Source organism: Trichocoleus sp. FACHB-40 (assembly GCF_014695915.1).
In the GTDB taxonomy this organism is placed as follows: Bacteria; Cyanobacteriota; Cyanobacteriia; order Cyanobacteriales; family FACHB-T130; genus Funiculus; species Funiculus sociatus.
The window spans coordinates 114,428-127,793 of the sequence record NZ_JACJPF010000052.1; the positions used below are offsets into that span (position 1 = coordinate 114,428).

General features: G+C 46.3%; 9 protein-coding genes, 1 tRNA gene and 1 pseudogene. 8 read left to right on the top strand and 3 right to left on the bottom strand.

The features are described from left to right. Positions 1-746: 746 nt before the first annotated feature. From H6F63_RS11695 to H6F63_RS11720, 6 genes and pseudogenes are all read left to right on the top strand, one after another. Positions 747-2,061: pseudogene (locus H6F63_RS11695) on the top strand (IS4 family transposase). Between the two features lie 330 nt (positions 2,062-2,391). Beyond that, complete coding sequence (locus H6F63_RS11700) at positions 2,392-3,891, top strand: TM0106 family RecB-like putative nuclease (protein WP_190637509.1); 1,500 nt, start codon at positions 2,392-2,394, stop codon at positions 3,889-3,891. Between the two features lie 153 nt (positions 3,892-4,044). Continuing rightward, complete coding sequence (locus H6F63_RS11705; RefSeq protein ID WP_190637511.1) at positions 4,045-5,274, top strand: esterase-like activity of phytase family protein; 1,230 nt, start codon at positions 4,045-4,047, stop codon at positions 5,272-5,274. Positions 5,275-5,451: 177 nt separating this feature from the next. Next, positions 5,452-5,525 (top strand) — tRNA-Asp (locus H6F63_RS11710). A gap of 86 nt (positions 5,526-5,611) precedes the next feature. Then, positions 5,612-7,051 carry a glutamate--tRNA ligase gene (gene gltX / locus H6F63_RS11715; protein ID WP_190637513.1) on the top strand — a complete coding sequence of 480 codons (1,440 nt, stop codon included), beginning with the start codon at positions 5,612-5,614 and terminating at the stop codon, positions 7,049-7,051. Between the two features lie 143 nt (positions 7,052-7,194). Next, positions 7,195-7,791, top strand: coding sequence for a hypothetical protein (locus H6F63_RS11720; protein WP_242019681.1), 597 nt, complete (start codon positions 7,195-7,197; stop codon positions 7,789-7,791). Here the strand turns inward: H6F63_RS11720 and H6F63_RS11725 are convergent, their stop codons facing one another. Then, complete coding sequence (locus H6F63_RS11725; protein ID WP_190637515.1) at positions 7,792-8,004, bottom strand: hypothetical protein; 213 nt, start codon at positions 8,002-8,004, stop codon at positions 7,792-7,794. A 123-nt stretch (positions 8,005-8,127) separates the two neighbouring features. On the opposite strand from H6F63_RS11725, the gene H6F63_RS11730 reads away from it, so the two are divergent. Both H6F63_RS11730 and H6F63_RS11735 read left to right on the top strand, forming a co-directional pair. Next, positions 8,128-9,432 carry a homoserine dehydrogenase gene (locus H6F63_RS11730; RefSeq protein ID WP_190637517.1) on the top strand — a complete coding sequence of 435 codons (1,305 nt, stop codon included), beginning with the start codon at positions 8,128-8,130 and terminating at the stop codon, positions 9,430-9,432. A gap of 80 nt (positions 9,433-9,512) precedes the next feature. Continuing rightward, positions 9,513-10,412, top strand: a complete 900-nt coding sequence (locus tag H6F63_RS11735) for a M23 family metallopeptidase (RefSeq protein ID WP_242019682.1) — start codon at positions 9,513-9,515, stop codon at positions 10,410-10,412. Between the two features lie 76 nt (positions 10,413-10,488). Here H6F63_RS11735 and H6F63_RS11740 read toward each other — a convergent pair whose 3' ends face one another. Together H6F63_RS11740 and H6F63_RS11745 are read right to left on the bottom strand one after the other, a co-directional pair. Beyond that, positions 10,489-11,157 carry a glycoside hydrolase family 16 protein gene (locus H6F63_RS11740; RefSeq protein WP_190637519.1) on the bottom strand — a complete coding sequence of 223 codons (669 nt, stop codon included), beginning with the start codon at positions 11,155-11,157 and terminating at the stop codon, positions 10,489-10,491. 378 nt (positions 11,158-11,535) lie between these two features. Next, on the bottom strand, positions 11,536-12,909 hold the full coding sequence (locus tag H6F63_RS11745; RefSeq protein WP_190637521.1) for a right-handed parallel beta-helix repeat-containing protein: 1,374 nt from the start codon (positions 12,907-12,909) through the stop codon (positions 11,536-11,538). Positions 12,910-13,366: the final 457 nt, after the last annotated feature.

A 13,366-nucleotide genomic window follows, 5' to 3' on the forward strand; every position in this document is an offset into this window, starting at 1 on the left:
TGCTCTTAAGAGCCGCTGTACTGTGAAAAATCTGGGTTAGTTTGACTGTTGTAAGACAGTCTTGCTTTCTGTACCCTGGTAGCTGCCCGCTTCTGATGCTGCTGTCTGTAGATATTTATCTATAGATGGAATAGGTGCGCTCCCAGCAATAAGAAGTAATGCTTGATGGCAATAGCCTTTGGCAACAAAGGTGCGGATTTCCGCAGTGGTGGCTACTGAATCACCCCCTTCGTCGGGGGAACCCTCCCAATTTTTTTTTTGTAACCCGAAGCTAGGGCGAAAACCCCAAGAGGCTGACGAAAATCTGAAAATCCTTACTTAGTCTGGCTCTAACCCTTTTATAGGAAAATCAATCTTCTTGTTTTAGGCAAGAGTAAACAAGAATTTGAAGAGGCTTACCAGAGTTGCTTCTGCAAGCCTTACTGGACAAGGGTCTAGACGGGCGCGGTTTCATCAACCCTACCGGCTTGGGGTGGGTTGAAAGACTAATACAATTATTTCAAACAATACCACTGACAAGTTTTATCAACCCTCCCGGCTTGAGGTAGGTTGAAATATTATAGAGCTGCGGCAGCAATTTTGAAGTTATGAAGCTGCGCCAGCAATTTGAATAATAATTGTAGATAGTGTCAGAAATTTAAGGGGAGGGTTGAAAGGATTGATGACAACTTAAGAAAAAGCAGCGTTTGTCAAGGGGTTGTTCAAGCTGAGGATAAGCTGAGGAGGGCAGCATTGATTTTGGGCTTATGGGCAACCCGCGCAATGGCAATCCGGACTTAAGACGGGCAGTGACCGTGCCTGCACCAAGCAATGAGGAAATGGAAGCGCGACTGCGCGACTGGCTGACTCCAGGCAGCTTTGCCAATCTCAAAACGGTGAGCGACAAGACCCGGCAATTACGGAACCGGGTGCTGAATTTACCAGTGATGGTAGCAATTGTGTTAAGTCTGGTGTATCGGCTTTCTGAGCGGACTGAGCGAGGTGTTACGAGTCCTCGAACAAGAGGGATTGATGTGGGTCGAAGCCCAGCCAGTCAGCAAACAAGCGCTGTCAAACCGATTGCGAACCCTACCGGCAGAGTTATTTGCCCAACTGTCCCTTGCAGGTGATAGCGCGAATGCAGCAACAAAGACAAGCAGTGATGGTGCCACCCGCGTGGCAGGTTGTGCAGCAAAGGTTTGGGGCAGTGTGGTTAGCTGATGGCTCGACCTTAGAAGCGGTTGCCAAAAGGCTCGACTCGCTCCCCGCGTCAGCGTCAGGATTAGGCGGCAAAATGATGATGATAGTTGAAGCCTTTTCCCATCGCCCGGTAGGGGCGTGGTACAGTGCCGATGCTCACGCCCACGACCAGAATTGGTGCGACGCCCTGATTGAAAGGTTGCCCAAAGGCGGCTTGCTGATTTTCGACTTAGGATTCTTCAACTTTGTCTGGTTTGATGGGTTCACGGTGGCTCAAAAATACTTTGTGACTCGTTGGCGACACAAAACTGCCTTCAAGGTGATGCGTGTCCTCAGCCACGGGCAGCGTCATCGCATCGGAAATCGTCTGCCTGGGACAGTATCGTTCTAATCCTTGTCGCTATCCGGTGCGTCGAGTCTCGGTGTTGTGGGGCAAAACTTGGCACACCTATCTTACCAATGTCCTCGACCCGAGCGAGTTGTCCGCTCAACAGGTCACAGAGGTTTATCGCCAACGCTGGCGCATTGAAGAAGCGTTTTTGCTCACCAAGCGGTTGCTCGGTTTAGCCTACCTGTGGGTAGGTGGGAGCAATGGGGTGCAGATTCAAATGTATGCCACTTGGATTTTTTATGCGGTCTTGACCGACCTGTGTGCCGAAGTCGCCGTTGCATTGGACAAACCCAAAGAAGCGCATTTCTGTAGAAATGGTATTTCGCAGTTTGTATCACTTTAGTCGCGCCCGCCAACAGGGACGGGCTGAGGCACTGGTGCCGTTTTTGGTTAAATTTCACAAGTCCTTTGGTCTTGTCAAAGCCCAGCGTCAGCGACATCGGCTCCTTCAAGCCCAATCGCTTGACATCTGGGCTGAAACATTAAGTTGACACTAATAGGTTGAAAGGAGCGCCTGCCTTATAATTAAGGAGCGCCTGCCTTATAATTAAAGTCGCTGGACGACATTAATTTGTTAACGGTTGTCGGAACTAATTCAACGACACGAATTTGTTAAAAACCACATTAAGCGACATTAATGCGTTAATGACGACATTAATCTGTTAACGACGACAAATAATGTGTTAATCGACATAAGGACAAGGGAGAAAAGACCAGTAGTAAGGACGGCAAAGTATTGGGTTGTCATCAATCTACTATTTTTGGGATAAAAAAGTTGTGTCAGGAAACGCAGCCAGCTTAATCTCTGTTAGCTTGAAGTTATGCTGCTAACTGTTGAGATGCTGCGGCACTACCAACGCTGTAGTCGCCGAGCTTTTTTAGATGTATACGGAGATCCTATCGGACAGGATTTTCAGAATGATTTTCGCGCCAAACTGCAACAGGATCGGTATGCTCTACAGCAAACTATTCTGGCAGGGCGCACTTATGATAAACCAAATTTTCCTTACGGAGATTGGGACGCAGGTGCAAATGCCACTAAGGTATTGATGCAACAAGGCGTTGAACTAATTTACCGAGGAGTGCTGCTGGCAGATTTTGGGGAAGCACAGGAGTATTTTGTCGAGACAACGGCGGAAACCAATTACCAATTACCGCCGGGAATTTCTCTAATAAGTCGTCCCGATTTGTTGGTTAAACAACCAGGACAGTCTATCTTTGGAGATTGGATTTACGTCCCCGTTGACATTCATCTGGGTAAGCGTCCTAAGCAAGAATATCAAGTTGTCGCTGCTTATCACGCTTTGCTACTGGCAACTATGCAGGGAGTTTTACCGAGTCAAGCTTGGTTAATGTTGCGTCGCCCAAACCCTCACTATACGGTAAATTTGAGTAAATGCCTGCCTCAGATGCAGTCGGTTTGCCTTGAATGTATCGAAATGCTGCTTCAAGAGCAAGAGCCAGAGGTGTTTATTTCTCGTCATCGGTGCAATCTTTGTCCTTGGTTGAACGAGTGCTATGGCGTGGCGAAATCTCAACAGCACATCTCTTTACTTGCGGGTGTTACGCCTAGCCGCTACCAGTATTTGCGATCGCTTGGACTAACGAGTGTAGAGTTGCTGGCTGATGCTGATTTTACTGAGTTAGAGCCTGTTTTGGGGGAAGAGGCGGCACAATTGTTGATTTGCCAAGCGCAATGCGCGATCGCAAATCAAGCAATGCCTTTGACAAGTTCCGCCCAACAGTTTACTATCCCCAAAGATTTACTCGCTTCCCCCATAGAATTGTATTTTGATATTGAGGCAGAGCCGGGACTGGATCTTGACTATCTGCTAGGAGTCTTGGTTGTTGATCGCCAAGCCAAAACTGAAACATTTCATCCCTTTTTAGCAGAACAACCAGCTTCGGAAGGCTTAATCTGGCAACAATTTTTAGATTTGGTGACAGCTTATCCTCAAGCTCCCATTTTCCATTTCTGCGATTACGAAGTCCTGACCGTGAAGCGGCTAGCTAAGTGCTACAACACGCCGCGAGAGGTGAGAGAAACTATCTTGTCCCGCTTTATTGACATCCATCTGTGGGTAACAACTACGGTGACAATGCCTGTGGAAAGTTACGCCCTCAAACCAATTGCCCATTGGCTAGGCTTTGAGTGGCGCGATCCTGGAGCTAATGGACAGTTGTCCATATATTGGTATGACCAATGGTTAAAAACAGGCGATCGCACTTTTCTTGATACCATTATTCGCTACAACGAAGATGATTGCCGCGCCACCCATCACCTTAAAGATTGGCTGGTAAACTTTTTGCAGGATTTGTAGAGTAGGTATTGCCCATCCTACTCCTTTACAAAATCCTCATAAATTTAAAGATTTGGTATAGCTGTCTATTCAATAACCTCTTCTTAAGAAAATCTTATCTTTATGTTGATAAGGTACTGGGTGATTTGCTTAACACATTTTCACCATACTGTCATGCAGAAAACTACCAGATTTTTGAAGCCATTAAGAAAAATTTCTCTGAGTTTAGTCGGTGGATTCACCACTGCCATAATCGCAGCGCATCCCTCTGAGGCGGTTACGATTACAGGAGTAGATTTTTTAGGACAATCGACCTTTCCTACTCAAACCTTTTTTCAGGAAACACAATTGGGAGGGTTATCGGGAATTACTTATGACCCAACTAAAAATGTTTATTACAGTATTTCCGATGACCGCAGTCAGTTTAATCCGGCTAGGTTCTACACGCTCCAGATCGATATCAGTGATGGGGTTTTGGAACAGGGGGAAGTAACTCCTTTAGAAGTGACAACCCTGTTAAATCAAAATAATCAGCCTTTTCCCGCTTTAAGTCTCGATCCAGAAGGTATAGCCCTTACTAGCAATGGAACTGTGTTTATTTCTTCTGAAGGAGATGCCAATCAATTAATCAATCCCTTCGTTAACGAGTTTTCCTTATCTGGACAGCAATTAAAGGCTTTGCCTGTTCCTGAAAAGTTCTTTCCCACTGCCGATAAAAGTAGTGGTATTCGCAACAATTTATCTTTTGAAAGCCTGACGCTGACACCAAACCAAAAATACTTGTTTACAGCTACAGAGAATGCTCTATTTCAGGATGGTGCCGCCGCTGACATTAATATTAGCAGCCCTTCCCGGATTTTAAAGTACGACCTGAGTGCAGGAAAGCCAGTAGCAGAATTTTTATATGTAACCGAGCCAGTGGCAGCAGCACCGATTCCGGCTACAGATTTTAAAACTAATGGATTAGTTGATTTACTAGCTGTTGATGATAATACATTCCTCAGTTTAGAACGGTCTTTCTCGGTGGGAGTGGGAAATACTATTAAGCTGTTTGAGGTATCTTTAGAAAAAGCTACTGACATCAGCAATATTAACAGCCTCAGCCAGATTGACATTAAATCCATCAAAACCGCAAAGAAAGAGCTGTTGCTTGATTTCTCGGAATTAAAATTGACTTTAGATAATATTGAAGGTCTGACCTTTGGCCCAGATTTGGCAGATGGGCGAAAGTCGTTGATTGTTGTCGCTGACAACAACTTTAGCGATACTCAGTTCACTCAGATCCTAGCTTTTGGTGTCAAGACCAGATCACCTCGTGAAGTTCCGGAACCGAGCGCGATCGCATCTTTTGCTTTTCTGACACTTGTCGGACTCCAACTCAAGCGCCGCGTCCACAGCTCGTGAACCCTCCCGGTTGACGAAAAGAGAGCCTTTCTTCTTTCTTAAAGCCTCCTCCCCGGAGGCGGGGACGGGCTTTGGGAAGGCTTCCGGACTGCGGCTAAAAAATCTTTTTTCAGCCTATTGACAAACTTGTTTAGAGTTGCAATAATAGATTCTGGCTTGAAAAACGAAGCCAAATAAGGGACTGTAGTTCAATTGGTTAGAGCACCGCCCTGTCACGGCGGAAGTTGCGGGTTCGAGCCCCGTCAGTCCCGTAAAAAGTAGGGGTGGGGAAATAAACCCACCCCTACGCTTATTATCAGGTAGAACAGATATAGAAAGATAACAAGAGAAGTAAGCTGTGACCGTTAGAGTTCGGATTGCACCAAGTCCTACTGGAAATTTACACATTGGTACGGCGAGAACGGCTGTATTTAACTGGCTGTTTGCCCGACATCATGGCGGCAAATTCATCCTACGAATCGAAGACACAGATGAAATGCGATCGCGCCCCGAATATACTCAGAACATCCTTGATGGTTTGAGCTGGCTGGGGCTGAATTGGGATGAAGGGCCACTATTTCAATCAAAGCGCCTCGACCTCTATCGGCAAGCCATTCAAACCTTGCTAGATAAAGGCTTTGCCTATCGCTGTTACACCAGCGAAGGCGAACTGGAGGAAATGCGGGAAGCTCAGAAAGCAAGAAAAGAAGCTCCTCGCTACGACAACCGCCACCGCAACCTGACACCAGAGCAGCAAACTGCCTATGAAGCAGAAGGCCGCCGCCCGGTGATTCGCTTCAAAATAGATGATGACAGGGAAATTGCCTGGAATGACCAGGTGCGGGGAAGAGTGAGCTGGAAAGCCAGCGATCTTGGCGGCGACATGGTGATTGCGCGTGCGTCAGATAATCCTATTGGCCAGCCGCTTTACAACTTGGCAGTAGTGGTGGATGACATTGATATGCAAATCACCCATGTCATCCGAGGCGAAGATCATATCGCCAATACAGCCAAACAGATTTTGCTATATGAAGCGCTGGGAACGACTGTACCAGAATTTGCCCACACCCCTTTGATTTTGAATCAAACCGGACAAAAATTGTCTAAACGAGATGGAGTGACTTCCATTTTCGACTTCAAAAAGATGGGCTACACTGCTCCCGCTTTAGTCAATTACATGACGTTGCTGGGATGGACAGCGCCAGACTCGACTAAGGAAATCTTTACCCTGGAAGAAGCTGCTAAAGAGTTTAGCTTTGAGCGCGTCAACAAGGCTGGGGCGAAGTTTGACTGGGATAAGCTGAATTGGCTCAACAGTCAGTATCTGCACAAAATGCCAGTGGATGAGCTGTTAGAGCAGTTGATTCCCTATTGGCAAGAAGCGGGGTATGAATTCGATCCAGTAAGCGATCGCCCTTGGCTAGAAAAGCTGACTTCCCTGTTGGGAGCAAGTTTGGTTCGGTTGCAAGATGCAGTCGAGATGAGTCGAATTTTCTTTAGCCAAACCGTCGCTTACAGCGAAGAAGCACTAACTCAATTACAGCAAGAAGGCAGCGATACCGCTTTTTCTGGGATTCTGAATGCCTTAGAAAATCATCAATCTCTAAGCGTAGAGGTAGCTCAAGACATCATCAAACAGGTGACAAAAGAGAAAAACCTGAAGAAAGGGTTAGTGATGCGAAGTCTCAGAGCCGCCCTTACCGGAGAACTGCACGGCCCCGACCTGATGGAATCTTGGGCGATATTGAATCAACGGGGACTGGATAAGTTGCGCTTAAACCAAGCGCTGGAAAAGTAAAAAGTAAAAAGGCAAAAGGCAACAGAAAGAAATTGTTTTTTGCCTTTTTCTGCGGAACTCAGTATGGGAGAGGCGCGTCACTGCTAATTTCAATCCTTAATAGGTATTGAAACCCCCGTCCCGCTAAAATACTACACCAATTTATGAATAAGTCTAATAACCAAGGTGCCTTTGGTAGAGTAGTGAGGATGTACAAATCCGTACCCAATCTAAGGGAAAGATTACTACGGAAGCCTGTCAGGGCAACCATTACCAGCTTAGCCCTGATAACACTTGGGCTAATTAGCCTTTCCAAAGTGCAAGCCCAGTCAGTACAATCTCCGCCCATATTCGAGAATGTGACCCTTGGCCCCAGGTTTTCTCCCGACCCCCTGACCATTCGCGGCATCAGTGGCGGTGAAGTGTCAGCAGCAAAAATCGCTGGTCGCCAAGAAACCGCCACCGGGCCTTGTGTTGGTTTTACAGACGAAAAGCCTGACCATACAGTGGTTTTGACTTCGTTTTTTAACTATCTAGCAATCGAAGTCCAAAGCCCCGAAGACACAACCATAGTCATCAAAGGCCCTGGTGGCAGCTGGTGCAACGATGAGTATCAAGGGAAAAATCCTGGGCTTGCTGGACAATGGCAACCTGGTACTTATGGAATTTGGGTGGGTTCCTACGACAAAAGTAAGTTTCACCCCTACATCATCAAAATTAGTGAAGTAAACTTGCTCAATCCAGGCCCCTTCCGGCGTTAATTACCTACGGCTACCAGTCGCCACCGCTACCGCCTCCGCCACTACTGCCGCCGCCAAAATCGCTGCTGCGACAGTCACTGCTGTAACTACTGACATCTGAACTCCAGCTACTGCTGTTAGTGTCGGAACTAATACTGCTGGGAGTGTCACTGTTGGTGCCTGAACTCCAGCCGTTGTAATCAGTAAACTAGCCCAACCCATCTGTTTAAGCATATTTTTGCTGGCTTGGCAAGAAGGCACCTGGGCGATATTAACCACATTTTTCGCGAGCAATATTCCAGAATGTTGATGAACGCTTGTAGGCTATATATGAGATAAATTTGAGTTTAAAGAGCTGTGACGTTCAAAATTGGTTTATTAGGACTGGGGACAGTCGGCATGGGTACGGCGGAGATTTTGCTAGATCCGCGATCGCGTCATCCGCTGCTTTCGGAAATAGAGATTTATCGAGTGGGAGTGCGATCGCTTGACAAACCCCGACCTGTACAACTGCCAGAAGCCCTCCTGACAACGGATTTAGAGAGTATAGTCAGCGATCCAAATATTGATATTGTGGTGGAGGTAATTGGGGGATTGGAACCAGCGCGATCGCTAATTTTAAAAGCGATCGCCAGTGGTAAGCACGTAGTCACTGCTAATAAAGCAGTAATTTCCCGATACGGAGATGAAATTTATACCGCTGCTAATCAGGCGGGTGTTTATGTGATGCTAGAGGCAGCTGTAGGCGGCGGCATCCCGGTGATTCAACCCCTGAAGCAGGCGCTAGGTGTCAACCGAATTCACTCGGTCACAGGCATTGTTAACGGCACAACTAACTACATTCTCAGCCGGATGCAAACTGAAGGGGGAGAATTTGGCCATATTTTGGCAGATGCCCAGCAACTAGGTTACGCCGAAGCCGATCCAACTGCTGATGTAGATGGTTTAGATGCCGCCGATAAGATAGCGATTCTGGCTTCCTTGGCGTTTGGGGGACGGATTAAACTGCCAGAGGTTTACTGTGAGGGAATTTCTAAGGTAAGTGCAGCAGATATTGCTTACGCAGAAAAATTGGGGTTTGTAATTAAATTACTAGCGATCGCAAAACAGGGACTAGGGGAAGAATCAAAGCCATCTCCTCTGTCAGTAAGAGTTCATCCCACCCTTGTCCCGAAGACGCATCCCCTCGCCAGTATCAGTGGTGTCTACAACGCTATCCTCGTAGAAGGCGAACCGATTGGGCAAGTAATGTTTTACGGACGGGGTGCGGGTTCTGGCCCCACTGCCAGCGCCGTTGTGTCGGATATTTTAAATATTGCCGCCGTTTTGAAAAGCGCTCCCAACGCGCAGATGCTTCATCCACTATTAAGTTGTTCCCATCAAGATTATTGCGCGATCGCGCCGATAGACGAGCTAGTAACGCGGTTTTACGCCCGCTTTCTCACCTTGGATCGTCCAGGCGTAATTGGCAAATTGGGAACAAGTTTCGGCAACCACAATGTTAGCCTCGAATCCGTCGTCCAGACTGGCATTCACAACGAACTTGCCGAAATTGTCGTCGTTACTCACGATGTCCGAGAAGGAAATTTTAGACAAGCCCTAGATGAAATTCGCACCCTGGATACCATAGACAGTATTCCCAGCATTTTACGAGTTTTATGAATAGGCAACAGGCAACAAGTGACAGGCAAAAATTCCGGCTTTTTTTTCCTGTTTCCCTTCAAAATTGTAGGATGGGCAAGATGCCTACCTTCGTAGGAATGGCTTTTTGCCTTGTTCTAGCCGCGTCGGAAAAATCAGCTGTAGCTGATGAGATTTTCCCTGCACCCCCCCCGTCAATCCAGGGAACACCTGGGGGAACTGAATCACTTTGCCCAAAGCCAGCCCTAGATCGCGTGACTCGTCATACAGTTGTCGCTGGTGAAACTCTGCAAAGCATTGCCAGTAAATACAATCTCATCTCTGCTACCCTCATGGGCATGAACCCGTCTTTACGACAAGGCAAAGCACCAGTAGGGGCAGAAATTTTGATTCCTCCCTACAATGGCATTCGCGTCCAAGTTCCTACCGGGCAAACTTGGGAAGATGTAGCCAAAACCTACCGAATCCGTGCCGATGTACTATATGAGGTGAATGGTTGCCAGAAAAATCCTAGAGTTGTATTCGTACCTGGGGTAAATTGGTCGCCTGCAAGTCTCGCTGGACCTAATAACCGGAAACTAGCCCAGTATCCCTTACCCACAACGGCAGCGATCGCGCTTGGTTATGGCTGGCAGATAAATCCTGTTAGTAATGAAGTGGCTTTCCATAGCGGTATAGATTTGTTAGCCGAAACTGGGACACCTGTGCTGGCAGTAGATCCGGGGACTGTCGCCTTTGCTGGCGATCGCGGAAATTACGGAAATTTAGTAGTCATTAATCATTCCGGAGGTCGTCAAACCCGTTATGCCCACCTTGCCACAATTGATGTAAGTCTTGGCGAAAAAGTTAACCAGGGAGATGTCCTGGGAACAGTGGGTTCCACAGGACTCCCTGATTTAGACCAACCCCATCTGCATTTTGAGTTGCGCTACAATTCTAATTTAGGCTGGGTGGCACAAGATCCACAACCTTTCCTTCGGCCAGTAGCTGTTAATAGATAGTAGGTAATGCGTATTCAGAGCTACTTTACCTATTACCCATTACCAATTACCAAACCCCGCACGCCTAAGAAGCATCTCACGCCTTTTTATAGATGCGGATATAGTCAATATCTAAGTAAGTCGGGAACACATTCGTTGTTTGAGGACATCCTGAAAAGCTGCCGCAGTCACCGACAAGATCCCCGACTGCCAGCACCATTGGGGAAGCTGGAAACTTTTGTGTGGTAGTAAACTTTTGCACGCCATCGACAAGCCATGTCAATTTTCCGGGTTCCCAAATCACCGTGTACTCGTGAAACTTGTTGGTGTAGTCTGATTCGTACAGCTTAGAAACTTCAGTCTCGTGTTTACCTTCTGCTGAATAATGCTGCGTAAAGATGTTTTCGTTAGGCAGGCTTCCTCTGACTTCAGCAAAGTCAATTTCCGGGGGCCATTTAAAGTCCTCTCGCCACAGTGAAATGTAGCCTTGAGTGCCTGCCCCTTGAGGCATACGCGCCCGAACTACCCAACGCCCGTAGGTTTGTGCTGTTAGTTGGGTAAAACCCCCAGCAGTGTAAGGATACAAAATTCCATTTTTGGTTACGTTTTCTTTGGCAATTTTGAGGCGCAAATATCCGTCTTGTACGATGAGTGCTGAGTCTCCATTCCACCACGAAACCGCCCCCCCTGTACTTGGTTTACCCCAGTATCGGACGTATTTCGATTTATCGAGGGTACCGGATTTGAACTCATCGCTAAAGGTCATAGTCCAGCCAGGAATGTTGCGATTGCTTCTGGTTTTTGAACCCTGTGCCGAAACTGTTCCACTAAATATGGAAACGGCCAAAAATAGAGAAAAAAGCAGAATAAGGAAAACTCTTTGTTTTTTCATGCCTAGAAATAGTTAACGGTTTCTCGACGGCAAACAACAGTCTAATTAACCTTTCTAATTTGGTTAATTTTTACCGGAAATTGCCCAATAAATCTGCCATAAGAAATAAATTTCTATTTTGCAGAATCTCAATATAGGGCATTTTTTAAACGCAAATATCCGCGCAGGAAGTGCAAAGGTATGCAAAGAGTTATAGTTACTCTTTTGTCCTTTGCAATTACTTCTGCATCCTCTGCGTTAAGACGCTCTTTTCTACTTGAAAAATTCGTAAGCCCCAATGTCATACTTCAGCCCTAGAGGTCGGCTCGATCCTGCATAATCATTGGTGACTTGAGTAAGCGTAGTACCCGCTTCAATTGCTGGTGAACCAAGCTTCAGCTTGTAGTCAGTTGCTACCGTAGTTCCCAGATTAACAAGCAGCGGATTCGCGGTGATATCGCCAGTACCCCCAGCAATACCAGCACTACCACCGTACCAAACATTATTCCGAAATGCTAATCCAGTTTTGGCTGGAATTTCTGTCATCGCAACGCCGCCAGTTTGATAAAAAATGTTGTTGGCAATTAGGTTATTTGTATGCCCAGAATCATTATGGATTAGGAGAATGGCTCGTGTTGCTTTGTAAAATGTGTTGTTAGCAATGACAAAGTTTTTCAAGCCTCCGCCTCTCCCATAATTTGAAAAATAGGCAAAGCCTGTATTCCCCCCAATGACAATGTTGTTGCGGATTTTGATATTGTTGATTGGGTTGGAAAATCCATAGTATTCATTAGCTGCTTGAATACCACTGGCAGGTTTACCTTCACGGAAGAAATTTGTGTTGTTGGTGGTGTAAATACGATTGCGTTCTACTGTAATGTTGGTGGCGTTGTCCAGGTACAGATTCACGCTGAAGTTGTCATGTACATTATTACCGGAGGCAACACCGCCGTTGGTGAGAACAAAGTCGATTCCCTCGCCATAGTTCTGATACACGTGGTTGTTGCTGATGGTTATGTTGCTTGCCATAGTGCTGCCTATCCCTTGGGGCCATCCACCAGTAAGGTTGCGGCTTTTATTTACCAGGCAATTTGAGTAAACGGTGTTGCCAATGATCCGGATGTTTGATGCTGTGGTCATATCTCTGTCGAAACCGACAAAAATACCGTTTTTGTAGGAGTTGTAAATGACATTGTTGAGAATCTGGATGTTCTTGCCACCCCACGACACAATGCCTATAGATTTGGCGTTTTTGAGTTCAAAGCCTTTGAAAATGTTGTATGTGCCAGCTACATTCACCAGGTTGCTGTTGCTTGGAGTTCGAGTGCTATCTAAGATTGCTTTCTCGCCTGGATAGGATTGGTAACTAATTGGCGCACTGGAGGTGCCGATGCTGCCGATGTATTGTTCGTTAGAAAAAGTGTAGGTGCCTCCCCGAACATATACTGTGTCGCCTGGCTTTGCCTTGGTAGCTGCGTGGGTGATGGTGGCAAAGGGGCTGTTCTGACTTCCAAGATTATTATTACTACCATTGGTTGCAACGTAGTAGGTGGTAATAGCTAGTCCTGGTTTTGCAAGTCCGAGACTAACAATGGAGACAGTAAGAGTTAACAGCAGACGCGATCCAGAAGACTTGATTTGAGACATTTTTTTCCTCTTCGGAAAAGAACAAGAAAGCTAGACATTACTCTGCTGTGGGTGTTCATGAAGCTTCATAAGAACTTCATAAAACCGATTTGCTAAATCCTAACTGTCGTTAATACCGCTTGAGATCCGCAATTTTACTGCCATGCTTTTTAAAGAAACGATGAACTTCAGTACAAACTCCCTTTGATTTCCAGCGTCTTTTTGTAGTTGCAACTTACATTGGAAAAATAATTTCTTGGAAGTTGGCAAAGACGACCCAAGCTCTAAGCGATAAAAAACGCAGATAAGCGATCGCAACCCCAACTCTAGCCAGGTATAATCCCAGAGAATTTAAGCGTTTTAGCACTCGTTATTTTTACCAAATTGCCAACTATTGACAATTAGTTCAAATCATGGTGGAATTCCTTTTCTGGGGCATAATACTCACAGACAGAGGATTCTCAGCGATCGCAAGGTT